The organism is Methylomonas stagni, assembly GCF_050154735.1.
Taxonomy (GTDB): domain Bacteria; phylum Pseudomonadota; class Gammaproteobacteria; order Methylococcales; family Methylomonadaceae; genus Methylomonas; species Methylomonas koyamae_A.
On the sequence record NZ_CP189557.1, the window covers coordinates 892,316 to 915,969 of the forward strand.

The following is a 23,654-nucleotide window of genomic DNA, read 5'->3' on the forward strand; positions in this document are numbered from 1 at the left end:
ATTCAGTTGAAGATTAATCAAACGAGGAGATGAAACAGTGCCTGGATTATTAGCCCATGTCGATCCGGATGGCTTGTTGGAATATTCGGTGGTCTACACCGACCGCGCGACCAATCATATGTCGGTAGTGTTTCAGGAAACCCTGCGCGACATCTCGCGCATTCTGAAAACCGTTTACAACGCCGAAGCGGCGATCGTCGTGCCGGGTTCCGGGACTTTCGGCATGGAAGCGGTGGCGCGCCAATTCGCCACCGGCAAAAAATGTCTGGTGATACGCAACGGCTGGTTCAGCTATCGCTGGACCCAGATTTTCGAGATGGGGGCGATTCCGTCCGAAGCTGTCGTGCTGGCGGCCCGGCCCAACGAAGCGGGACCGCAACCGGCCTATACGCCGGTACCCGTCGAGGAAGCGGTGGCGGCCATCGCCCGCGAGAAACCGGATTTTGTGTTTGCGCCGCACGTGGAAACCTCGGCCGGCATGATGTTGCCTGACGATTATCTGCGGGCGCTGGCCGACGCGGTGCACGCGGTTGGCGGGCTGTTGGTGCTGGATTGCATCGCATCCGGCACGGTCTGGGTAGACATGAAGCAGCTTGGCGTGGACATCTTGATCAGCGCGCCGCAGAAAGACTGGAGCGCGTCGCCGTGTTGCGGCCTGGTGATGCTGGGTGCGGCGGCGCGCGAGCGCATCGACGCCACCACCAGCACCAGCTTCGCCGCCGACCTGAAAAAATGGTTGCAAATCATGGAAGCTTACGAGCAGGGCGGCCACGCGTATCACGCGACGATGCCGACCGACGGTTTGCGCGGCTTGCGCGCGGTGATGCTGGAAACCGAAGCCTACGGTTTCGCCAAGGTTAAGGACGAGCAGCTGGAATTGGGAAGTCGCGTGCGCGCCTTGCTGGCCGAACGCGGCTTTAAATCGGTCGCCGCGACCGGTTTTGGTGCGCCGGGCGTGGTGGTGTGCTACACCAGCGACGACGACCTCAAGACCGGCAAGAAATTCGTCGATCTGGGTTTGCAGATCGCCGCCGGCGTGCCGTTGCAGTGCGGCGAAGGCGCGGATTTCAACACCTTCCGGCTCGGTTTGTTCGGTTTGGACAAGCTGCAAAACCTCGACCGCACCGTGGCGACGCTGGCGGCGGCTTTGGACCAACTGTAAGACTCTCCGCCGGGCCGGGGCCGAGCGGTGTCGCGACGGCGCCTGGCGGAAGCCGGGTTGCGGCGTTGTCGGCGTTGTCGGCGGCGGGGCCCGACAACTCTGTTAAAATGCCGCCTCCTACTTTTTTATGGCCGGGCTAGGCCTGGCTATTCTATCTAACGGATATTTTCTTGATCTCTACAGCTAACATCACGATGCAATTCGGGGCCAAGCCCCTGTTCGAAAACATTTCGGTTAAATTCGGCAACGGCCATCGCTTTGGTCTGATCGGTGCGAACGGTTGCGGCAAATCGACCTTTATGAAAATCCTCAGCGGTGATTTGGAGCCGTCGGCCGGCAATGTCAGCATCGCGCCCAACGATCGCATCGGCGTGTTGCGTCAGGATCAATTCGCCTACGAAGACCGCCGCGTATTGGACGTGGTGATGATGGGCCACGCCGAAATGTGGGCGGCGATGTCGGAACGCGACGCCATTTATGCCAATCTGGACGCGACCGAAGACGACTATATGCGCGCCGCCGAGTTGGAAGCCGTATTCGCCGAATACAACGGTTACACCGCCGAATCCCGAGCCGGCGAACTGCTGCTGGGGCTGGATATTCCGCTGGAGCAGCATAACGGTCCGATGAGCGCGGTCGCCCCCGGCTGGAAACTGCGGGTGTTGCTGGCCCAGGCCTTGTTCGCCGATCCCGACATCATGTTGCTCGACGAGCCGACCAACAACCTGGATATCAACACGATACGCTGGCTGGAAAACGTGCTGAACGAGCGCGAATCGACGATGGTGATCATTTCCCACGATCGGCATTTCTTGAACAGCGTCTGCACCCACATGGCCGATCTGGATTACGGCGAGCTGCGGGTGTATCCGGGCAACTACGACGATTACATGACCGCCGTGACCCAGGTCAGGGAGCAGTTGCTGGCCAGCAATGCCAAGAAAAAAGCCCAGATCGCCGAATTGCAGACCTTCGTCAGCCGCTTTTCCGCCAATGCGTCCAAGGCCAAGCAAGCCACGTCGCGGGCGCGGCAGTTGGAAAAGATCAAGCTCGATGAAGTCAAGCCGTCCAGCCGGGTCAACCCCTTTATTCGTTTCGACCAAGCCAAAAAACTGCATCGCTTGGCCGTGGAAGTGGAAAACCTTGGCAAAGGCTATGGCGAGCGGCCTTTGTTCGAAAACCTCAATTTGATGATCGCCGCTGGCGAGCGGGTGGCGGTGATCGGCCCCAACGGCATCGGTAAGTCCACCTTGTTGAAAACCCTGGTCGGCGAATTGGCGCCGGATCAAGGTGAGGTCAAGTGGGCCGAAAACGCCGATGTCGGCTATTTCGCGCAAGACCACGCCGAGGATTTTGCCGAAGATCTGACCTTGATCAATTGGATGGGCCAGTGGCGGAAGGACACCGACGACGATCAAGTGATACGCGGAACCCTGGGGCGTTTATTGTTTTCGCAGGACGAGATCAATAAATCGGTGAAGGTGCTGTCCGGCGGCGAACAAGGCCGGATGCTGTTCGGCAAGCTTATACTGCAAAAAAACAACGTGCTGGTGTTGGACGAGCCGACCAACCACTTGGACATGGAATCGATCGAATCGCTGAACATCGCGTTGGAAAACTACCCCGGCACGTTGATTTTCGTCAGCCACGACCGCGAATTCGTCTCGTCGCTGGCGACCCGCGTTATCGAGTTGACCCCCAACGGCGTCATCGACTACCAAGGCGAATACGAAGAGTATTTGCGCAGCCAGGATATTGCGTAGTCCCGTCCGCTTACTTAAAACGGCTCGGCACGATGCCATATTTTTTCAGCTTGGCGTAAACCGCTCTCGGCGTTAGCCCCATCGCGTCGGCGACCGGTTTGACGTTGCCGCGATGGTTTTGCAATGCCTGCCGTAGGAAGGCCGATTCGGCGTCATCGACCAAGCTTTGCTTGTGCGTTCGCCAGTCGTGGCCGACGGCGACAGGTTGTCTGTCCAGCTCAAGACGGGTCAATTCGCTGCCCTTGCAGAACAACACGCTGCGTTCCAACGTGTTTTCCAGCTCGCGCACGTTTCCGGGCCAATGGTAGGCGCGGATTTGTCCCATCACGTCGCGGCTGACCGTCTGAACGTTTTTCGCGTAGGCTTGGTTCAGGCGTTTCAAGATCAATTGCACCAGATGTGGCAAGTCTTCCGGTCGTTGAGCCAACGGCGGTATCCATAGGCGCACCACATTCAAGCGATAGAATAAATCCTGTCGAAACAAGCCTTGTTCGACGTATTGCGTCAAGGATCGGTTGCTGGCCGAAACGATCCGCACGTCGACGTGCAAGGTGTGCTTGCCGCCGACCCGCTCCATCTCGCCCTCCTGAATCACGCGCAATAAGCGGGTTTGCGCGGCGGGGGACAAGGCATCGACTTCGTCGAGAAACAGTGTTCCGCCCTCGGCGCGTTCGAAAAAACCTTGATGAACCTCGATGGCGCCGGTAAACGCGCCTTTTTCGTGGCCGAACAACGCGCTTTCGATCAGACTTTCCGGTATAGCTCCGCAATTGATCGCCACGAACGGTTTGTGACCTCGGTCGCTCATCGCGTGTATCGCTCGCGCTATCAACTCCTTACCCACGCCGGTTTCGCCGTTAATCAGTACCGTGGCCTTAGTCGGCGCCACGACTTCAACTTGTTGCAAGACGCTTTGCATCGCCGCCGATTTGGCGACGATGGCCGGCGCTGGTTTGGTGGGATGACGCTTGGGTAGGCTCCACCAGACGTTACGCATCCGCTCTTCAATCCGCGAATGCAGCGCGGCCATTTCCAGCTTATCTTCCGGCTGATTCTCGCGGCGATATTCCAGACCGGGTTTGCCGACGGCGCCATCGCGCCGAGTGTGAATGCACACTTCGCAACCCCCGTTTTGCCGAGCGATGCTCTGGCGGATTTCGACTTTGGCGTAGCCGAAATTCCGGGCGGCGATTCCGCCAAACACGCTTGAGGTCATTCGACATAGTTCCGGAAAATTGCTTACGCCGTCCCCGAACGGACAACGGGTGTTAACGACGGTAATGGTGCCGGCCTCCACGGAAGCTAGCGAAAAATTGCCGCCGATATGATTTTTTAGAGCCAGAATCAAGTCGATGTAGGCGTCCTGGTCCAGTTCGCCGGACCGTCGGTATTCTGCCCGGTAAGTTTGCTCGAAGTACAGACCGGCACTCTTGGCGATGCGTTCGATCAAGGATTCGCAGTAGTCGCCGCCTTCCTGTTCGCAGGCGTGCATCAATTCCAGGATGAAGGTTTGCAGAAAAAACGCCGGGGAAATCTGGGAAAAATCGTGTTCGTTCATCGATCGCTAACAATTGAAATTAAATTTCACTTATTGAAGCACGGATTCGCGATTTGGCCGAATGGCTTGCGATAGGTCTTTGATTTTACGCCGATCAGGCATGTTTTGAGGCTTGGCCCGCGTATTGCTGTACTCGATGCGCCAGCCGGGTAAATTGCCGATTTCATTAAATCCGCGGGCTGGATTTAACGACAACGATAACGATCTTTCGAGGACAACAACATGAGTGACAACAAACCGCCATTGAATCCGCATCCATTGAGCGAATACGTGGCCTGGGCCGGTAATCGCAATCGCGAACCGATTTTAGGCGTATTAAAAGAGAAACTCCCCAAAGATAAAGGTCGGGTTTTGGAAATGGCCAGCGGCAGCGGCATGCATATCAATTTTTTCGCGCCGCATTTCGACCACTTGCACTTCCATCCGACTGATAAGGATCGGGAGGTCTTCGATAACATCAAGCAATTGACGGTGGATCACGGTAACGACAATATTGCCGACCCGGTCCATTTGGATTTGACCGATCCCGACACCTGGTTCAATCCCGGCGCGAAAGGCAGCTTCGACGCCATCTTTTGTATCAACATTTTTCAGGTTGCGCCGATCTCCATCGCCGACGGCATGATGGAGTGCGCCTCGCACTTGCTCGATAATCAGGGTATTTTGCTGATTTACGGCCCGTTCCGCGTGGAAGGCACTTTTACGACCGATTCGAACAAGGTGTTTCACGAAACCCTCAGTTCGGCGGGCGTTTCCGAGTGGGGCTTGAAAGATGTCGCCGATTTACGCGCCGCGGCCGAGCGGCACGGCATGGAATTGAAGGAGCAAATCGACATGCCGGCGAATAATTTCTCGCTGATTTTCGGCCGAAAATCCTAAGGAGGAGCGATGAGCGGATTCGGGTCGGCGGTTGTCATCGGGGTAGGGCCGGAGCGGGGATTGGGCGCCGCGTTGGCCAAACATTTCGCCGCGCAAGGGTTGCACGTGTTCATTGCCGGACGTAGCGCCGGCAAACTGGAGCTGGTCGCCGAAAAAATCGCCCAGGCGGGCGGTCGGAGTAGCGCGGTAGTGGCCGATGCCACGTGCGAAACGGATGTCGAGCGTCTGTTCGACGCGATTCGCGAACGCGGCTTGCCATTGGCGATCGCGGTGTATAACGTCGACAGCAACAACTGCGCGCCGTTGCTGGAAACCGACAGCGATATGTTTAGCCGCCTGTGGCGGCAAAACTGTCTCGGCGGGTTTTTATTCGGGAAACAGGCGGCCGCGATCATGCAATCCCAGGGACGTGGCACGTTGATTTTTACCGGCGCGACGGCCTCAACCCGCGCCAGACCGCCGTTTACCGCATTCGCCGCCGCCAAGGCTGGCTTGCGGGCCTTAGCGCAAGGCATGGCGCGGGAGTTCGGGCCCAAGGGTGTCCACGTCGTTCATACCATTATCGATGGCGTTATCGACGGCGACAGGGCAAGAGGCCAGTTTTCCCGATACGTCTCGACCAAGGGCGACGACGGCTTGTTAAAGCTGGAGGCGTTGGCCGAAAGCTACTGGGCGCTGCACCGGCAGCATCCCAGCGCCTGGACGCAGGAGCTGGATTTTCGACCCTTTAAGGAGCCGTTTTGAACAGATTGGCCGATCGGTCGGCGAGAGCCAAGAGTCGTCGGCGCCAACCGATCAGTTAACGATCGTCAAACGGTTTTCGTGCCCGAGAAATGCAGGGTCGGTTTGTGAGCGGCGATTGGGAGTATTCCTAGACCCTTATGTCGGTAAGCCTTCCAACGCCTTTCAGAGTCAAAACACTAATTCAAACGAGGTAGACGGATGAAAATATTTTTATATGCGGAGTTCCAAGTGGCGATTCCGTTCGAGCAAATTGATTGGAGACCGATCAATGTCGAGATGAAAACATATTCGGGTTTAAAGTCCAAAACTTGGTTGAGCGGTATCAACAATCACACGGTAGGCGGTTTTTACGAATTCGATTCGATAGAAAATGCCCAACGTTATATCGACGGCTTGTTACTGCCGTTTACCCAACAAGTGAAGGGCAATTTGTCGGTAAAACTGTTCGATGGCGACGTCACCCAAGACGCCAATATCGGCATGGACTCCCCGTTTTATACGGGTGGATAGCTTGGATGACGATGACGTTGCCCGTCGCGTTCAATACCGGAAGCCACGCACTTGAAATTCGTTAGAAGACGTCACGTTTACGCCAATATCGGCACGTTACCCTGGCGTTTCCAGGCGATCGGTCGCAAAGTCCGGCGCAGGGACGCCTAATGCGCGAGGGATGATCGTAACCGTACGCGGGGCGATGAAATCCACGTTGATGTTCTCGGTACTGCCGGCGCTATCGACGATGATGGAGTTTTCCTTCGAGACCTGGACTTTCTTTGCGCTGCCCAGTTGTTCCACCAGGCGGAAGCCCAGCTCTTCGGGAATCACCGTGCCGCCGGTCAGAATCGCCATGTCTTCCAGCATGGCTTTGCGGCGGTCGCCGAAGCCGGGCGCCTTGACCGTGCAGCCTTTCAATATGCCGCGCAAGGTGTTGACCACCAGGGTCGCCAGCGCTTCGCCTTCTACGTCTTCGGCGACGATCGGTAGCGAACGGCTGGCTATGGAGACTTTTTCTAACGGCGGGATCAGATCGCGGATGTTCGATATTTTCTTGTCGTGCAACAGGATATAAGGATTTTCCAGTTCGGCGGTCATGCCTTCTTTTTGGTTGGCGAACTACGGCGAAATGTAGCCACGGTCGAACTGCATGCCTTCCACCACCTCCAGTTCATTCTGCATGCCGGAGCCCCCTTCGACGGTAATCACGCCTTCCTTGCCGACCTTGTCCATCGCATCGGCGATGATTTGACCTACAGCGTCGTCGGAGTTGGCCTAAATGCTACCGACTTGGGCGATGGCTTTGCTGTCGGTGCGGGGCTTGGAGAGTTTTTTCAATTCCTCGGCCGCGACGCTAACGGCTTGGTCGATGCCGCGCTTGATGCCCATCGGATTGGCGCCGGCCGAGACCGATTTCAAACCTTCGCGGACGATGGCTTGCGCAAGAGCCGGCGGTGGTAGTGCCGTCGCCGGCCACGTCGGAAGTCTTGGAAGACACTTCCTTGACCATTTGCGCGCCCATGTTCTCGAACCTGCCTTTCAGCTCGTTTTCTTTTGCTATGGATACGCCGTCCTTGGTCACGGTCGGCGCGCCAAAACTGCGCTCCAATACTACATTGCAGCCTTTCGGGCCCAGAGTTTGTTTGACGGCATTGGCCAGAACATTCACCCCGCCAGCATGCGTTGGCTGGCTTCGTCGGCAAATAACGCTTGTTTGTCAGCCATAAATGCTTTTCCTCCAAAAACACTTAAATCGGAATGTTAAAAATGAATCGTCTTGGAAATTCAGGCTTCTAAGACGCCGAGGATTTCGTCCTCGCGCACCACGACATGCTCGACGCCGCCGACCTTGACTTCGTCCCCAAGCGAAATTACATCTGCGATTGCAGATAATTTTCCAGGCCGACTATTTGGATCAGACCCAATTGCTGTTCCAGCCAATGGGCGTGGTCTTCTTCAGTGTCGTCCAGCATCACTTCCAGGATTTCGCGGGTTTGGTAATCTCGCACGCTTTCGCAGTAGGCGATGACTTTGCGCAACGCGCCGACTACCGAGATTTCCACCGCCAGATCGTTTTTCAGCATCTCCGGCACCGTCGCGCCGACCAACAGCGGGTCGCGTTTGGACAGATTCGGCGTCCCTTCCAGGAACAGAATCCGCTTGATTAGCGCGTCGGCATGGTTGGTTTCGTCCTGTACTTCGTGGGCGATGCGCTCGTACAGTTTGTGTAATCCCCAGTTCTGATACATTCGGGAATGCACGAAGTATTGGTCTATCGCCGTTAGCTCGCCCGCCAGCAGTTCGTTGAGGTAGTCGATGACTTGTTTGTCGCCTTGCATATCCGCTCTCCCGTGTTGAATTGTCTGGGGACTATGGTAATACAAAACCCTTTGGTCCGGTGGTGTTCCGGGCGGTGGCTCGGGCTTTTCCGGCTTTCTGACTATACTCAGGATGTCCACCGCATTCGCGGTAGCGATTCCTGTTAATGAAGGTTCTCACCTTGGCCCCACGGATTGGCGATTGGCGCCGTTCACGGTAAGCTTGGGCTGGCTTCGATCGGCGTCGTCCAGGAGGGGAGATATGTCCGAGTTAAAGACCACACCACTTTACGATTTGCATGGCCGGCTAGGCGCGAAAATGACCGCCTTTGCCGGTTATCGGATGCCGGTGCAATACCGAAACGGCATTCTGCGCGAGCATCGGCATTGTCGAGAGCAGGCCGGATTGTTCGATATTTCGCACATGGGTCAGTGTCTGGTGCTGGGCAAGCATGCCGCCGAAGCACTGGATCAATTGACGCCGGGCGGCATGACCGAACTTACGATCGGCGCGCAGAAATACTCGGTGTTAACCCACCCCGACGGCGGCGTGATCGACGACATCATCGTCACCCGGATTCCGTCCGGGGTATCGATTGTCGTCAATGCCGGCTGCAAAGCCGGCGATTTTGCCTATCTGCAATCCGTTTTGCCCGCTTCTTGCGAATTCGTCGAACAGTCGGAGTTGGCTCTGTTGGCATTACAAGGACCGTCGGCCGCGACTATTCTCGAAAAGCTTTCGCCAAGTGCCGCGGCCTTGAAATTCATGCAGGTTTGCGACGACGACATCGCCGGGATTGCCTGCCACATTAGTCGTAGCGGTTACACCGGCGAGGATGGATTCGAGCTGTCGGTGCATGTTGACGATGTCGAGCGGCTAGCGGTTTTGTTGCTGGAACAGGATGGCGTGGCGCCGATAGGCTTGGGCGCCCGCGATACCCTGCGTTTGGAAGCCGGTTTATGTCTGTACGGCCACGAGCTGAGTGCCGATATTAGCCCGGTCGATGCCGGGTTGTCGTGGGTATTTAAACAAGGTCATCAAGATTTTCCAGGCAGTTCGATCATTCTGCCGCAGTTGCAACACGGACCGCGCCGGCGAAGGGTCGGATTGAGCATAACCGGCAAAATGCCGGTGCGCGATGGTGCCAAGCTGTTTGCCGGCGAGCGGCCGGTTGGCGTTGTCACCAGCGGCGGCTATTCGCCAACGCTAGGCCGGCCGATCGCGATGGCCTTGGTCGAAGCGGCCTACAGCCGAGTCGGTACCGAATTGCTTGCCGAAGTCCGGGACCAAACCGTTCAGGCCAGCGTTTGCCGGCTGCCCTTTGTTCCTCACCGTTATCGGAGATAGGCTATGTCGGAACGTCTACGTCTCGATCAATTGGAAATGCGCGGCAATTTCATCCAGCGCCATATTGGCCCGGACAGCCGGCAGACTCAGGCCATGCTGGCCGAGTTGGGCCTGGAAAATCTGGAAGAGCTGATCGACAAGATCGTGCCGACCGATATTCTGAACCGCGAACCGCTCAAGCTGACCGACACCATCAGCGAACGGGCGGTCATCAAATATCTGCGGCGAATGCGCGAGCGCAATCAGGTGCTGACTTCGATGATCGGTATGGGCTATTACGACACTATCCTGCCGTCGGTCATCAAGCGCAATGTGTTGGAGAACCCCGGTTGGTACACGGCCTATACACCGTACCAGGCCGAAGTGAGCCAGGGCCGGTTGGAGGCGCTGTTGAATTTCCAGCAGATGATCATCGATCTGACCGGCATGGAACTGGCGAACGCTTCGCTGCTGGACGAAGCCACTGCGGTCGCCGAAGCGATGACGATGTCGCGGCGGCTGGCGAAGAGCTCGTCGAATCTGGTGGTCGTGGACCGCGATTGCCATCCGCAAACGATCGCCGTCGTGCAAACTAGGGCCAGTTCGTTGGGTTATCGCGTGCTGGTGACCGACCCGTTCGACGCTTTGGAACAACATGAGTTTTTCGCGCTGATTCTGCAATATCCGGGCTGTAGCGGCGAGATTCATGATTTGACTGCCCCCATTGCCATCGCCCACCAAAAGCAAGCGCTGGCGACGGTGGCCGCCGACTTGCTGAGCTTGGTGTTGCTGAAGCCGCCGGCGGCGTTCGATGCCGATATCGCGGTCGGCAGCGCGCAGCGCTTCGGCGTGCCTATGGGTTACGGCGGTCCGCACGCGGCTTATTTCGCCACCCGCGACGAGTTCAAGCGTTCGGTGCCGGGCCGGATCATCGGCGTGTCCAGGGACGTGCACGGCCAGATGGCCCTGCGCATGGCCTTGCAGACTCGCGAGCAGCACATTCGCCGCGATAAGGCGACCAGCAACATTTGTACTTCTCAAGTATTGCTGGCTGTGATCGCCGGTTTTTACGCGGTTTACCACGGTGCGGCTGGCTTGCGTTTGATTGCCGGTCGGGTGCATCGCTACGCGCAAATTCTGGCCGCCGGCATCGTCGAAAGCGGGCATCAGGTGGTTAGCCTTTGTTATTTCGATACGATTGTCGTCCGCTTGCCCAACCGAGCCAAACGCATTGCCGCCCAAGCCGAGGAAGCCGGCATCAATCTGCGGGTGATCGACGCCGATCACGTCGGAATTTCGCTGGACGAAACCACGACTCGGGATCATCTGCGGGCGCTGTGGCAGGTGTTCGTGTCGCCGGTCGCCGATTTGCCGGACATCAACGGCCTGGATGGTCGATTGAGCGAATGCATTCCGGAAAACCTGTTGCGCGGCGACGCGATTTTGCAGCATCCGGTGTTCAGCCTGTACCACTCCGAAACCGAGATGATGCGCTACATGCGCCGGCTGGCGCGGCGCGACATCGCGTTGGATAGGTCTATGATTCCGCTCGGTTCGTGTACGATGAAGTTGAACGCGGCGACCGAGATGCAGGCGATCTCGTTTTACGAATTCAACGCGATGCACCCCTTCGTACCGCTGTATCAAGCCCAGGGCTATCAGCAATTGTTCGCCGAATTGGAAGACATGCTGTGCGACCTGACCGGCTTCCAAGCCTTTTCGTTTCAACCGAACGCCGGTTCGCAGGGCGAATATACCGGCTTGCTGGTGATCCGCAAATTCCACGACGTCAACGGCCAAAGCCAGCGTACGGTGTGCTTGATTCCGGCGTCCGCGCACGGCACCAACCCGGCGAGCGCGGCGCTGGCCGGATTGCAAGTCGTCGTCGTGGCTTGCGACGACCACGGCAACGTCAGCGTCGACGATTTGCGCGCGAAATTGGCCGAACATGGCGATCACGTCGCGGCCTTGATGATTACCTATCCCTCAACCCACGGCGTTTACGAACAGGCGTTCCGGCAAATCTGCGAACTGGTGCATCAAGCTGGCGGCCAGGTGTATATGGACGGCGCCAACTTCAACGCGTTGGTTGGATTGTGCCGGCCGGGCGCGATCGGCGCCGACCTAATGCATTTGAATCTGCACAAGACCTTCTGCATTCCGCACGGTGGCGGCGGCCCGGGCGTCGGGCCTATCGGCGTGCGCGAGCATCTGGCGCCATTTCTGCCGGATCATCCGGTAGTGGAGGGCGTCAATCCGCTGAAGGGCGAACATGGCACAGTCGGCACGGTGTCGGCGGCGCCGTGGGGCTCGGCCAGCATATTGACCATCTCCTGGGCTTACATCGCGATGATGGGCGCGGCCGGTCTGAAACGGGCCACGCTGACCGCGCTATTGAACGCCAATTACGTCGCGCGCCGGTTGGCGCCGCACTATCCGATTTTGTACACCGATGCGAACGGCTGGGTGGCTCACGAGTGCATCATCGATTGCCATGAGTTTAAGAAAACCGCCAACGTCAGCGTCGAGGATATCGCCAAGCGCTTGATCGACTACGGCTTTCACGCGCCGACCGTGGCGTTCCCGGTCGCCGATACTTTAATGATCGAGCCAACCGAAAGCGAAAATCAGGCCGAAATCGACCGCTTTTGCGATGCGATGATCGCGATTCGGTATGAAATCCGCGAGATCGAAGCAGGGCGCGCGGCTATCGACAACAATCTTTTGCATAACGCGCCACATACGCATAGGCTGTTGCTGCAGGAATGGAACTTGCCGTATTCGCGGCAACAAGCACTGTTTCCGGATAGCCACCAGCACGACGACAAGTATTGGCCGCCGGTCGGCCGCATAGACAATGTCTACGGTGATCGCCACGTGTTCTGTAGCTGTCCTTTGGATTGGACGGAAGCGGATTCAGGCGCGGTTTGATGCTTGCAGCGACTCGGTATTTTTAGCTTCGGCGCGCCAATTCTCTTCGAAAACCGCGCAAGTGAGCGGAGCGCGACAGGGAAGTCAGTGGAAAAAGCTTGCAACAAAAAAAACATCGTTATAATGGCCAAATCGAATGACAGACTTTAGGCGCGTAGCTCAGTTTGGTTAGAGCACCACCTTGACATGGTGGGGGTCGGTGGTTCGAGTCCACTCGCGCCTACCAAATATAAAGCACCGCATGACGGTGCTTTTTTTATTGTGGGATCGAAAAATGCCGGTAATTACACTTCCAGACGGTTCTCAACGCCAATTCGACCAAGCGGTTACCGTAATGGATGTCGCCACGTCCATTGGCGCGGGTTTGGCAAAAGCCACCCTGGCGGGCAAGGTCAATGGCCGATTAGTCGATGCGTCCACGTTGATTGAAACCGATGCCACTCTGCAAATTGTTACCGCCAAGGACGATGAAGGCGTTGAAGTGATTCGCCATTCGACCGCGCATTTGCTGGCTCAAGCCGTTAAGCAGTTATTTCCTTCAGCGCAAGTCACGATCGGTCCGGTCGTCGAAAACGGCTTTTACTACGATTTTGCTTTCGAACGCTCGTTTACGCCCGACGATTTGGCGGCTATCGAGAAGCGCATGCAAGAACTGGCTTCGCAAGATATAGCGGTTAGCCGGTCGGTGTTGTCGCGCGACGAGGCGGTTAGCTTTTTCGAGGGTCTGGGCGAAAAATACAAGGCGGAAATCATTGCTTCGATTCCGGCCAACGAAGATCTGTCGCTTTATAAGCAAGGCGATTTCACCGATTTGTGCCGCGGCCCGCATGTGCCGAGCACCGGCAAACTAAAGGCGTTCAAATTAATGAAGATCGCTGGCGCCTATTGGCGCGGCGACTCCAAAAACGAAATGCTGCAACGCATCTACGGTACCGCCTGGGGCGATGCCAAGGAATTGGCGGCGTATCTGCATCGGCTGGAAGAGGCCGAAAAGCGCGATCACCGTAAAATCGGCAAGGTCCTGGATTTGTTTCATACCCAGGAAGAAGCGCCGGGCATGGTATTCTGGCACGACAAAGGTTGGACCATCTATCAACAGATCGAGCAATACATTCGCGAAAAATTGCGATTGAACGGCTACGGCGAAGTCAAGACTCCGCAGATCGTCGATCGCAGCTTGTGGGAAAGGTCGGGTCACTGGGATAAATTCAGTGCGATGATGTTCACGACCAATTCGGAAAATCGCGATTACGCGGTCAAGCCGATGAACTGTCCGTGCCACATCCAGATTTACAACCAAGGCATCAAGAGCTATCGCGATTTGCCGGTCCGCTTGGCCGAATTCGGTTCCTGTCATCGCAACGAACCTTCTGGCACGCTGCACGGCTTGATGCGGGTGCGCAATTTCGTTCAGGACGACGCGCACATCTTCTGTACCGAAGACCAGATTCAATCCGAAGTTTCCACTTTTATCGACCTGTTGTTTGAGGTTTATCAGGACTTTGGCTTCGACGAGGTGATCATCAAATTATCCACCCGTCCCGAAAATCGCGTCGGCGATGACGCGGTTTGGGATAAGGCGGAAGGCGCTCTTGAGTTGGCCTTGAACAACAAAGGCCTGGACTGGCAATTGCAACCTGGGGAAGGGGCTTTTTACGGTCCGAAGATCGAATTTTCATTAAAAGATTGCATTGGCCGGGTTTGGCAGTGCGGCACGATACAGGTGGATTTTTCGATGCCGGCCCGCTTGGATGCCAGTTATATCGGCGAAGACAGCGCTCGCCATGTGCCGGTGATGCTGCACAGAGCGGTGTTGGGCTCGCTTGAGCGTTTCATCGGTATTCTGATCGAGCAATACGCCGGAAATTTTCCGTTGTGGCTGGCGCCCGTCCAGGTCGTCGTGATGAATATTACCGACAAACAGGCCGATTACGCCGAACAGGTGCGTCTGGAGCTGGAAAAACAAGGTCTTAGAGTTAAAATTGACTTGAGAAACGAGAAGATAGGCTTTAAAATCCGCGAGCATTCCATGCAGCGTGTACCGTATTTACTGGTAATCGGTGACAAAGAGATGGAGAATAGGACCGTCGCGGTGCGTACGCAGCAAGGTGACGATCTGGGAAGTCTGGCGGTTTCGGAGTTGGTTGAACGCTTGAAACATGAGATTGCCGACAGGAAATAATAACAACGTGGAGGATTAGGGTATCAGCTCTAAAAAAGATGCAACACGCTTAAACACCGATATAACCGCTAGACGGGTTCGGGTGATAGGCGCAGAAGGTGAACAAGTCGGTGTAGTCTCAATAAACGAAGCTTTACAGCTTGCTTACGACGCAAATCTGGATCTTGTCGAGATTTCGCCGAATGCCGATCCTCCCGTTTGTAAAATCATGGATTTTGGCAAGTATCAGTTTGAGCAGAACAAAAAACTGCAAGCTGCCAAGAAGAAACAAAAGCAAATCCAGATTAAGGAAATCAAGTTCCGACCGGGCACCGAAGAAGGTGATTACCAGGTCAAGATTCGGAGTTTGGTCAAATTCCTCAACGAGGGCGATAAAACCAAGATTACCGTGCGTTTTAAAGGTCGTGAACTGACTCACCGTGAGTTGGGTATGGACTTGTTGAAGCGTATCGAAACCGACCTGGAAGAGCTGGCCTCCGTCGAGCAATTCCCCAAGTTGGAAGGTCGGCAGATGGTCATGGTTATGGCCCCGAAAAGAAAGAAATAATTAAGATTTCGCCGTTTCGATAAACGGTAGTCCGCGCGGGATGGTGCGGTCTTAAGGGCGTTTTGCCCAAAAATTCAATGGGGCCAAGCATTTTGCCTCACTGGGTTTTTTCTCAGGGATTATTACTTTGACTCACTGGAGAAAACAAATGCCAAAACTGAAAAGCCACAGTGGCGCGGGTAAGCGCTTCAAGAAAACCGGCACCGGCGGTTTCAAATGCAAGCAATCGCATAAGCGTCATATCCTGACCAAAAAAACCACCAAACGTAAAAGACAATTGCGTAAAACAGCCATCCTGCATCCATCGGATACGCCATTGGTAGCACGCATGCTGCCTTATAGTTGATCGATTCGTCATTTGCAGAGAGAGTTAAAACATGGCTAGAGTTAAACGCGGTGTCACCGCTAGAGCAAGACACAAAAAAATCCTGAAATTGGCTAAAGGCTATTATGGCGCCCGCAGCCGAGTCTATCGCGTCGCCAAGCAAGCGGTCATTAAGGCCGGCCAGTACGCTTACCGCGACCGTAAGGCTAAAAAACGCCAATTCCGCGCTCTGTGGATCGTGCGTATCAACGCTGCCGCGCGTCAGTTCGGCATATCCTACAGTCGCTTGATCAACGGTTTGAACAAAGCCAATGTTGCCATCGATCGCAAAGTCCTGGCCGATTTGGCCGTGCGCGACATCGAAGCGTTTGGCGAGATAGCCAAAGTCGCTATCGCCAACCAAAGCAAACCGTAACAAAATCCGAGTCGTCCGCGCGGACGACTCGCGGTCGCTACCTCTCCGCCAAGGCGGGGAGGGCTCCCGGGAATCCGCTAAAGGGAGCGGTTACCCCCTCAATGTCAGACTATAGTGAGCTGAGTCGTGTCGGCTGGTATCGAAGATATTATTACGCAGGCATTACAAGCGCTTGCCAATGCACAAGATCTGGAACAGCTGGATCAGATCAGGGTTCATTATTTGGGCAAAAAAGGCCTGTTTACGGAGCGCATGAAGGCCCTGGGCGGTTTGGACCCCGAGCAGAGACGGAGTGTCGGTCAAGTTATCAATAATGCCAAAACCGCCTTTCAGGACGCGCTCGAAACGCGTAGGCAGTTGCTGGAGAATGCCGAACTCGAGGCTCGTTTGGCTGCGGGGCGAATCGACGTCACGTTGCCCGGTAGAGGGCAATCCAGCGCCGGACTGCATCCGGTAACCGTCACCCAGCGACGCATCGCCAAGATCTTCGCGGACGCCGGTTTTACGATCGCCGAAGGTCCGGAAATCGAAGACGATTACCACAATTTCGGCGCGCTCAACATACCCGAGCATCACCCGGCCAGGGCGATGCACGATACCTTTTATTTCGATGCGCATACCGTGCTGCGCACCCATACGTCGCCGGTACAAATTCGGGTCATGGAATCGGAGAAGCCGCCGCTGAAAGTCATTGCGCCCGGCCGCGTCTACCGTTGCGATTCCGATATGACCCATTCGCCGATGTTTCATCAGGTTGAGGGCTTTCTGGTCGATACCGACGTCAGCTTCGGCGACCTGAAGGGCGTCATATTCGAATTCCTGCGGGCTTTTTTTGAGAAGGAAGTCGACGTCAGGTTTCGGCCGTCTTATTTCCCGTTCACCGAGCCGTCGGCGGAGTTCGACGTTTCATGCGTCATGTGCGACGGCCAGGGCTGTCGCGTCTGTAAACAGACAGGTTGGCTGGAAGTTGGCGGATGCGGGATGATCCATCCGGAAGTCTTCAAGTCGGTCGGTATCGATCCCGAGCAATACTCGGGTTTCGCCTTCGGAACCGGTGTTGAGCGCTTGGCAATGATGCGTTACGGTATCAACGACCTGCGGATGTTCTTCGAAAACGACTTGAAATTTTTGCAACAGTTTAGGTAACGGTGGATTGAATCATGCAAGTTAGCGAAGCCTGGTTGAGGGAGCTGGTTAACCCGCCGATCGATACCGCCGCCTTGGTTGCTCAACTGACGATGGCCGGCTTGGAAGTCGATGCGGTCACGCCGGTCGCGGCGGAATTCAGCGGCGTCGTCGTCGCGGAAGTGCTGTCGACCGAGCAGCACCCCAACGCCGATAAGTTAAGAGTCTGTCGAGTCAATGTCGGCCAAGCCGAGCCTCTGCAAATCGTTTGCGGTGCCAGCAATGTCCGGCCTGGTTTGAAGGTGCCGGCCGCTCTGATTGGCGCGATCTTGCCCGGCGACTTCAAAATCAAGGAATCCAAGTTACGCGGTGAATTATCGTTCGGCATGCTGTGTTCGGAAAAAGAACTCGGCCTTGCGGCGACTTCCGACGGTTTGATGGAGTTGCAAAGCGACGCGCCGGTAGGCGTCGATATTCGCGAATATCTGTTGTTGAACGACAATATTATCGAGTTGGGATTGACGCCTAATCGAGCCGATTGCCTTAGTGCGGTTGGCGTTGCCAGGGAAATGGCGGTATTGAACAAGCAGGCGTTTACGCCAACCGAACCCGCCGCCGCCGAAATCGGTCACTCGGACGTGCTGGAAGTTCAGGTTGAAGCGCCGGAAGCTTGCCCGGTTTATTTGGGGCGCTTGATTAAAGGGATCGCTCGGGGTGCCAAAACCCCGCTCTGGATGCTGGAACGCTTGCGTCGTAGCGGCGTCCGCGGCTTGAGTGCGGTCGTCGATGTCACCAATTACGTGCTTCTGGAATTGGGTCAGCCCTTGCATGCGTTCGATGCGGCTAAGCTGGCCGCGCCCGTTGTCGTTCGGCGCGCTAACGCGGGCGAATCGCTAGCGCTGTTAAACGACCAAACCATCGTGTTGGACGACGGCAGTCTGGTTATTACTGATCAACGCCAATCCCTGGCGTTGGCCGGTGTGATGGGCGGCAAGGACAGCGCGGTATCGGACCAAACTTGCGATATTTTCTTGGAATGCGCATTCTTCACGCCGATTAGCGTAGCCGGCAAGGCTCGGCAATATGGCTTGCATACCGATTCGTCCCACCGTTTCGAACGCGGCGTCGATTTCAGATTGCAACATCGGGCCCTCGAGCGCGCGACGCAATTGATACTTGAGATTGCGGGTGGTAGCGCTGGTCCGATCACGGAAGCGGTCGACGAAGATGCGCTGCCGGCCCGTAGTCCGGTCAAGTTGCGTAGCGACCGAATTGCGAAGATACTCGGAATCGAGTTGTCCAACGAAGCGGTCGCAACCTTATTCCAGGGCTTGGGAATGACGGTTGCGCAAGTCGCGGATGGTTGGGAAATCACCCCGCCGGGATTTCGTTTCGATATAGCCATCGAAGCGGATCTATTGGAAGAAATCGGCCGCATCCATGGTTATAACAACCTGCCCAGCAGCAATTTGCGCATGCGCGCCGAACTGGGCAAAGCGCCGGAAAATCGCTTGACGCTCGAGCGGTTGCAAGACGCATTGGTGGATAGAGGCTATCAGGAAGTTATCACGTACAGCTTTGTCGATGAAGCGATGCAAAACGCCGTCGCACCCGGTGCCGAATTTATACGGATTCAAAACCCGATTTCGTCGGAACTGGCGGTCATGCGTACCACGCTCTGGTGCGGTCTGTTGAACGCCGCGCTTTACAACACTCATCGCCAACAAAGTCGAGTTCGCTTGTTCGAGTCCGGCCTGCGTTTCGTATATCGCGATGGTCAGATCCAGCAGCAAAAAATGCTCGCCGGGCTGGCCCTGGGTAGCGTTCATGCGGAACAATGGGCTGAGAAGACCCGTAGGGTCGATTTCTTCGATGTAAAGGCTGATGTCGAAGCTCTACTCGCGTTAGGTGCGTCAGCCGCCGGTTTCCGCAGTGCTCAACATTCGGCCCTGCATCCTGGTCAGTCGGCTGAAATCGTTGGTTTAGAGGGTGACAGTATCGGTTGGCTGGGAATGTTGCATCCTTTGTTGGAAAAGCAGTTGGGTTTCGATAGTCCGGTATTTTTATTTGAATTGGCTCTCGATGCTTTAACGATTCGGCAAGTGCCCAGTTTCAGCTCGCTGTCTAAATTTCCGTCGGTACGTCGGGATTTAGCATTGGTGGTCGATCAGGCCGTTGCCGCCGGCGATATCGTCCGTTGTGTCCTAGACTGTCGGGAACCGGCTATTCGGGAAGCGGCGATTTTCGACGTCTACCAAGGGCAAGGCGTCAGTGAGGGTCACAAAAGCGTGGCCTTGAGCGTGGTATTACAGGATTTCGAGCAAACTCTGACCGACACTGAAATTGATGCTATATTTCGCAGGGTGCTCGATACTTTGGCGACCAATCTGAATGCAAAATTGAGGGAGTGATTGTGGCATTAACCAAAGCAGACATTGCGGAAAGACTCTTCGAAGACCTAGGCTTGAACAAACGAGAAGCCAAGGAAATTGTCGAATTGTTTTTCGAAGAAATTAAACGTTGCCTGGAGACCGGGGAGCAAGTGAAAATTTCCGGATTCGGCAAATTCGAGCTGAGAGACAAAAACGGCCGACCGGGCCGTAACCCCAAAACCGGAGAAGAAATCCCGATTACTCCACGCCGGGTCGTGACGTTCAGAACCGGACAGAAACTGAAAGCCCGAGTGGAAGCCTATGCTGGAACCCAGTAATAACAACGAGTTGCCGGTTATACCGGCGAAGCGCTATTTCACGATAGGCGAAGTTAGCGAACTATGCGGGGTTAAGCCCCACGTATTGCGATACTGGGAGCAGGAGTTTAGCGAACTCAGTCCGGTAAAACGCCGCGGCAACCGCCGTTATTACCAACGACACGACGTATTACTGATACGGCAAATCAGAGCGCTGTTGTACGAGCAAGGCTACACGATAGGCGGCGCCAGGGCGCATCTGGCCAGCGGTAGCGCCAAGGAAGACACGCTAAGGACCAAGCAGCTTATCCACCAGATGATAAGCGAACTGGAAGATATTTTAGAACTTTTGAAGTGATCAATCGGCAAAGCCGTGCTACAATAACCGGCTAATTTAGTTCATCAGCATTTCTTTTCGGGGCGTAGCGCAGCCTGGTAGCGCACTTGTCTGGGGGGCAAGTGGTCGTGGGTTCAAATCCCGCCGTCCCGACCAATTAAATCAACTACTTATAAAGCATGTGGTTGCTATAAGTTTCAGAATTGTCATTTCGGTACAACAATTTTCAATGCTTGCCGACTGATCGTTACTGGAAAGCTACTTAATCTCTTTGCTCTAGCCGGACTTGGTTAAAATCCCGGTCATCTAAATTAGTTGCAAACTAATCCCGGCCTGATTACCAAATTTTCTGGCAATATCTAAGTTCAGCGATTCTAACGTTATACTATTCGGCCAACCGAATCGTTAGATAGGACTCCTGATTTACGGATAGAAACGAAAAGAAGGCCCTCAGCGAAACCGACATCTGCGACCTTTTCATTACTCCAGCTATCCGCGACGCCGGCTGGGACGCCATCCGACAAATCCGCCGCGAAGTAACTTTAACCCCCGGCCCCATCGTCGTTCGCGGCAACGTTTCCTCCCGCAACAAGAAAAAGAAAAAATTCGCAGACTATGTGCTGTACTGGGAACCTGGCGTGCCGGTTGCTGTCGTCGAAGCCAAAGACAACAACCACACCGTCAGCCACGGTCTGCAACAAGCGTTGGGCTATGCCGAAATCCTGCAAGTGCCCAGCGCTTTCAGCTCCAACGGAGACGCTTTTACCGCCCATAACAAGGTGCCAAATACCGGCGACGATATAGAAACCAAATTTGCACTGGATGCCTTTCTGCCTCCTGGCCTAGTTTGGCAACGCTACAAACACTATTGGGGTATCGCAGACAAAAACGAAAAACCGGTCATTCAGTCCCGAGGCTTCCGGTTTCTGTAGTGGAGCAAAGTCACTACAGCGTCGCCACTTATCGGTCACGAGGTGCCAATTGCTAAACTGACAAGCATCGCCGGCTAATTGTTTACAGCTTGAACATTGCACTAAGCCGGTTGTGACCTCGTGTTCTACGTTCAAAACATATTCCGCACGGCTTAGCGCCGCTGCCATGGTTGTCGCATCCTGACTGCACTACCCGAGGAGTTCATTGATGATGCTGGGATCGTTTTCGCCAATGACTGCCAAGTAATCGAGTAGCTTCTGACGATCACTGGCTGATAGCTCGACTTTCAGCTTGATGTTCTTTTTGTCTGACGGAACCTGCGGAACCTCTGTTATTAAATTAAAACAGGCTAAAAATTGCGTTTCAGGTAAAATCCGCAGTCCAAATCCGGCGCGATCCCGCCGCCGGCAATCTCTGCTATTCTGACATTTCCCTCTTGTTATCAAATGGATATGAGTTTTTTTGCTCGCGTGATTTTTTTGGCGCTTTGCCTGTATTCCGCGGTCGGCCGAGCTGCCGATGTCGACAATGCCGGCTTTCTGATTTTGAATTACCACGACATTCTGGAAGAGGAAGAGCGAGTGCCGCCGTTCGACAGGATCGCGGTCAACAAAACCCATCTGGAAGACCACTTCGCCTGGCTGAAAAAGAACAACTACCATGTCATCAGCATTCAGGATTTAGTGGATGCCCAGCACGGTGAGAAGGCGCTGCCCAGCAAGGCGGTGATTCTGACCTTCGACGACGGCTATTTGAGTTTTTATACCAGAGCCTTGCCCTTGCTGAAAAAGTACAAGTATCCGGCGACGTTGGCGGTGGTCGGTTCGTGGTTGGATCAAAAAGCCTCGCACAACAATATTCCGCTGATGAGCGCGGCCCAGGTTCGCGAAGTGATGGCCAGCGGTTTGGTCGAGATCGCTTCGCATAGCTACGACCTGCATCATGGCGTGGTCGCCAATCCGCAAGGTAGTGAAGAAAGCGCCGTCACGTCCAGACTTTACAGTAGCGAATACGAAGAGTACGAAAAAGACGAGGATTATCGAAAACGCCTGTTTCAGGAGCTTAATAAGAGTTCGGAGCGACTGTTGCAGGTATTGGGTCAGCGGCCCCGCGTGATGGTATGGCCCTACGGCGAATACAACACTATCGCGCTGGAAGCCGCCAAAATGGCCGGCATGTCATTGACGATGGGCTTGGACGACGGGGTGAACACGCTGGCCAACGTTCACGCGATGAAACGGATGATGTTGGCCGACGATCCCAATGTTCAACAATTCGCGGAAATCGTCACCAAGAAACGCGTGGGGAGAGAGTTGCGGGTCGCGCATGTAGACATGGACTATATCTACGACGACGACGAGGAGCAGACCGCCAAAAACTTGAGCGCGTTGGTCGAACGGATCGCGCAGAGCGGCGCCAATACTGTTTATCTACAAGCCTATTCCGATCCCGATGGCGACGGCAACGCCGATAAATTGTATTTCCCGAATCGGCACCTGCCGGTACGCCGGGATATGTTTAATTACGTGGCGTTTCAATTGCGTAAGCGTGCCGGCGTCAAGGTCTACGCCTGGATGCCGATCATGGCCTACAAGGCCGACGTGCCGTTGAAGTGGTATGTTAAGGAGTGGCGGGACGGCGAGCCGCAGTTATCTCGGCACGTCTACACCCGCTTGTCGCCGTTCAACCCGGAAGCTCGCCAATTCGTCGGCGAAATTTACGAGGACTTGGCCAAGCATTGCGATTTCAACGGTATTTTGTTTCATGACGACGGCATTCTGTCCGATTTCGAGGATGTGTCGCCCCAGTCATTGGAGTTTGCCCGCGACGTTTGGGGATTGCCGGCCGAATTCGACAAACTCCACGCTTCCAGCGAACTGCGTCTCCGCTGGGCGCAACACAAGACCGAGTTGATCGGCCAGTTCACCGACTATTTGACCGATCGAGTGCGCTTTTACCGCCCCTATATTTCGACCGCGCGCAATTTTTATTCGCTGCCTTTGTTGAAGCCGTATAGCGAGGAGTGGTATGCCCAATCGTTTCCGGCCTTTATGAAGCATTACGACTATGTGGCGATCGAGGCGATGCCGTTCATGGAAGATGCCGAGAATCCCAAGCAATGGTTGACGGAATTGGTGCAGAAAACCGCGCAAGTGCCTGGCGGCTTAGACAAAATGGTGTTCGAACTGCAAACGGTGAATTGGAAAAAACAGCAGGACGTCCCGATGGCGGTATTCGGCGAACAATTTCAGATTCTGAAAAAAAACGGCGCCAAGCATATCGGCTATTACCCGGATAACCTGTATCACGACCAGCCCAAGTTGGAAGAATTGAAGAAGTATTTTCCGGTCGCCAGGAAGGAATAAGCCCTTATGGATGACATCATGTCTCAACCGTGGTTCGAACAGCTGATTGACTGGAAACT

The 23,654-nt window shown here is 55.2% G+C and carries 18 protein-coding genes, 2 tRNA genes and 2 pseudogenes; 19 read left to right on the top strand and 3 right to left on the bottom strand.

Annotated elements, in window-relative coordinates:
* Positions 1–37 precede the first annotated feature (37 nt).
* Together ACP4CD_RS04230 and ACP4CD_RS04235 are read left to right on the top strand one after the other, a co-directional pair.
* On the top strand, positions 38–1,162 hold the full coding sequence (locus tag ACP4CD_RS04230; protein WP_426993703.1) for an aminotransferase class V-fold PLP-dependent enzyme: 1,125 nt from the start codon (positions 38–40) through the stop codon (positions 1,160–1,162).
* A 170-nt stretch (positions 1,163–1,332) separates the two neighbouring features.
* Entirely contained in the window at positions 1,333–2,925 is a 1,593-nt protein-coding gene (locus tag ACP4CD_RS04235) for an ABC-F family ATPase (RefSeq protein WP_426993704.1), read from the top strand.
* A gap of 10 nt (positions 2,926–2,935) precedes the next feature.
* Here the strand turns inward: ACP4CD_RS04235 and ACP4CD_RS04240 are convergent, their stop codons facing one another.
* Positions 2,936–4,483 (bottom strand): sigma 54-interacting transcriptional regulator, encoded by a 1,548-nt coding sequence (locus ACP4CD_RS04240; protein WP_426993705.1) that lies wholly within the window; start codon positions 4,481–4,483, stop codon positions 2,936–2,938.
* Between the two features lie 222 nt (positions 4,484–4,705).
* On the opposite strand from ACP4CD_RS04240, the gene ACP4CD_RS04245 reads away from it, so the two are divergent.
* The 3 genes from ACP4CD_RS04245 (at position 4,706) to ACP4CD_RS04255 (ending at position 6,616) form a co-directional block, all read left to right on the top strand.
* A complete protein-coding gene (locus tag ACP4CD_RS04245; protein WP_071156605.1) occupies positions 4,706–5,362 on the top strand; it encodes a DUF938 domain-containing protein in 657 nt (218 codons plus the stop codon).
* Between the two features lie 9 nt (positions 5,363–5,371).
* Complete coding sequence (locus ACP4CD_RS04250; RefSeq protein ID WP_426993706.1) at positions 5,372–6,106, top strand: SDR family NAD(P)-dependent oxidoreductase; 735 nt, start codon at positions 5,372–5,374, stop codon at positions 6,104–6,106.
* A 198-nt stretch (positions 6,107–6,304) separates the two neighbouring features.
* Entirely contained in the window at positions 6,305–6,616 is a 312-nt protein-coding gene (locus ACP4CD_RS04255; RefSeq protein WP_071156609.1) for a hypothetical protein, read from the top strand.
* Between the two features lie 198 nt (positions 6,617–6,814).
* Here ACP4CD_RS04255 and groEL read toward each other — a convergent pair.
* Both groEL and bfr read right to left on the bottom strand, forming a co-directional pair.
* Positions 6,815–7,825, bottom strand: a pseudogene (groEL, locus tag ACP4CD_RS04260) (chaperonin GroEL); the annotation flags it as partial.
* A gap of 146 nt (positions 7,826–7,971) precedes the next feature.
* Positions 7,972–8,439 carry a bacterioferritin gene (gene bfr / locus ACP4CD_RS04265; protein WP_071156611.1) on the bottom strand — a complete coding sequence of 156 codons (468 nt, stop codon included), beginning with the start codon at positions 8,437–8,439 and terminating at the stop codon, positions 7,972–7,974.
* Positions 8,440–8,680: 241 nt separating this feature from the next.
* On the opposite strand from bfr, the gene gcvT reads away from it, so the two are divergent.
* The 14 genes and pseudogenes from gcvT (at position 8,681) to pgaB (ending at position 23,595) form a co-directional block, all read left to right on the top strand.
* Positions 8,681–9,766: a glycine cleavage system aminomethyltransferase GcvT gene (gcvT, locus tag ACP4CD_RS04270; RefSeq protein ID WP_426993707.1), complete on the top strand. Its 1,086-nt coding sequence runs from the start codon at positions 8,681–8,683 to the stop codon at positions 9,764–9,766.
* Between the two features lie 3 nt (positions 9,767–9,769).
* Complete coding sequence (gene gcvP, locus ACP4CD_RS04275; RefSeq protein WP_426993708.1) at positions 9,770–12,676, top strand: aminomethyl-transferring glycine dehydrogenase; 2,907 nt, start codon at positions 9,770–9,772, stop codon at positions 12,674–12,676.
* Between the two features lie 148 nt (positions 12,677–12,824).
* Positions 12,825–12,902: transfer RNA gene (locus tag ACP4CD_RS04280), tRNA-Val, on the top strand.
* A gap of 48 nt (positions 12,903–12,950) precedes the next feature.
* A complete protein-coding gene (thrS, locus tag ACP4CD_RS04285) occupies positions 12,951–14,858 on the top strand; it encodes a threonine--tRNA ligase (protein WP_426993709.1) in 1,908 nt (635 codons plus the stop codon).
* Between the two features lie 22 nt (positions 14,859–14,880).
* A complete protein-coding gene (infC, locus tag ACP4CD_RS04290; RefSeq protein WP_082885574.1) occupies positions 14,881–15,405 on the top strand; it encodes a translation initiation factor IF-3 in 525 nt (174 codons plus the stop codon).
* Between the two features lie 148 nt (positions 15,406–15,553).
* Positions 15,554–15,751, top strand: coding sequence for a 50S ribosomal protein L35 (gene rpmI, locus ACP4CD_RS04295; protein WP_054761633.1), 198 nt, complete (start codon positions 15,554–15,556; stop codon positions 15,749–15,751).
* Positions 15,752–15,782: 31 nt separating this feature from the next.
* Entirely contained in the window at positions 15,783–16,145 is a 363-nt protein-coding gene (gene rplT / locus ACP4CD_RS04300; protein ID WP_064029735.1) for a 50S ribosomal protein L20, read from the top strand.
* 126 nt (positions 16,146–16,271) lie between these two features.
* Positions 16,272–17,291: a phenylalanine--tRNA ligase subunit alpha gene (gene pheS, locus ACP4CD_RS04305; RefSeq protein ID WP_064029733.1), complete on the top strand. Its 1,020-nt coding sequence runs from the start codon at positions 16,272–16,274 to the stop codon at positions 17,289–17,291.
* 14 nt (positions 17,292–17,305) lie between these two features.
* Positions 17,306–19,681, top strand: coding sequence for a phenylalanine--tRNA ligase subunit beta (pheT, locus tag ACP4CD_RS04310; protein ID WP_426993710.1), 2,376 nt, complete (start codon positions 17,306–17,308; stop codon positions 19,679–19,681).
* A 2-nt stretch (positions 19,682–19,683) separates the two neighbouring features.
* Positions 19,684–19,980: an integration host factor subunit alpha gene (gene ihfA / locus ACP4CD_RS04315; protein ID WP_426993711.1), complete on the top strand. Its 297-nt coding sequence runs from the start codon at positions 19,684–19,686 to the stop codon at positions 19,978–19,980.
* Positions 19,964–20,317: a MerR family transcriptional regulator gene (locus ACP4CD_RS04320; protein ID WP_064029728.1), complete on the top strand. Its 354-nt coding sequence runs from the start codon at positions 19,964–19,966 to the stop codon at positions 20,315–20,317. Before ihfA ends, ACP4CD_RS04320 begins: the two co-directional genes overlap by 17 nt.
* A gap of 58 nt (positions 20,318–20,375) precedes the next feature.
* A tRNA-Pro gene (locus ACP4CD_RS04325) sits at positions 20,376–20,452 on the top strand.
* Positions 20,453–20,760: 308 nt separating this feature from the next.
* A pseudogene (locus ACP4CD_RS04330) lies at positions 20,761–21,204 on the top strand (hypothetical protein); the annotation flags it as partial.
* 477 nt (positions 21,205–21,681) lie between these two features.
* Complete coding sequence (gene pgaB, locus ACP4CD_RS04335) at positions 21,682–23,595, top strand: poly-beta-1,6-N-acetyl-D-glucosamine N-deacetylase PgaB (RefSeq protein ID WP_426993712.1); 1,914 nt, start codon at positions 21,682–21,684, stop codon at positions 23,593–23,595.
* Positions 23,596–23,654 lie beyond the last annotated feature (59 nt).

What these genes read in the sequence shown, in the direction of transcription:
- thrS (WP_426993709.1), top strand. Translation starts at nt 12,951, where the DNA reads ATGCCGGTAATTACACTTCCAGACGGTTCTCAACGCCAATTCGACCAA.
- gcvP (WP_426993708.1), top strand. Translation starts at nt 9,770, where the DNA reads ATGTCGGAACGTCTACGTCTCGATCAATTGGAAATGCGCGGCAATTTC.
- bfr (WP_071156611.1), bottom strand. Translation starts at nt 8,439, where the DNA reads ATGCAAGGCGACAAACAAGTCATCGACTACCTCAACGAACTGCTGGCG.
- ACP4CD_RS04255 (WP_071156609.1), top strand. Translation starts at nt 6,305, where the DNA reads ATGAAAATATTTTTATATGCGGAGTTCCAAGTGGCGATTCCGTTCGAG.
- ACP4CD_RS04250 (WP_426993706.1), top strand. Translation starts at nt 5,372, where the DNA reads ATGAGCGGATTCGGGTCGGCGGTTGTCATCGGGGTAGGGCCGGAGCGG.
- ACP4CD_RS04320 (WP_064029728.1), top strand. Translation starts at nt 19,964, where the DNA reads ATGCTGGAACCCAGTAATAACAACGAGTTGCCGGTTATACCGGCGAAG.
- ACP4CD_RS04245 (WP_071156605.1), top strand. Translation starts at nt 4,706, where the DNA reads ATGAGTGACAACAAACCGCCATTGAATCCGCATCCATTGAGCGAATAC.
- pheT (WP_426993710.1), top strand. Translation starts at nt 17,306, where the DNA reads ATGCAAGTTAGCGAAGCCTGGTTGAGGGAGCTGGTTAACCCGCCGATC.
- gcvT (WP_426993707.1), top strand. Translation starts at nt 8,681, where the DNA reads ATGTCCGAGTTAAAGACCACACCACTTTACGATTTGCATGGCCGGCTA.
- pgaB (WP_426993712.1), top strand. Translation starts at nt 21,682, where the DNA reads ATGAGTTTTTTTGCTCGCGTGATTTTTTTGGCGCTTTGCCTGTATTCC.
- ACP4CD_RS04240 (WP_426993705.1), bottom strand. Translation starts at nt 4,483, where the DNA reads ATGAACGAACACGATTTTTCCCAGATTTCCCCGGCGTTTTTTCTGCAA.
- rpmI (WP_054761633.1), top strand. Translation starts at nt 15,554, where the DNA reads ATGCCAAAACTGAAAAGCCACAGTGGCGCGGGTAAGCGCTTCAAGAAA.
- rplT (WP_064029735.1), top strand. Translation starts at nt 15,783, where the DNA reads ATGGCTAGAGTTAAACGCGGTGTCACCGCTAGAGCAAGACACAAAAAA.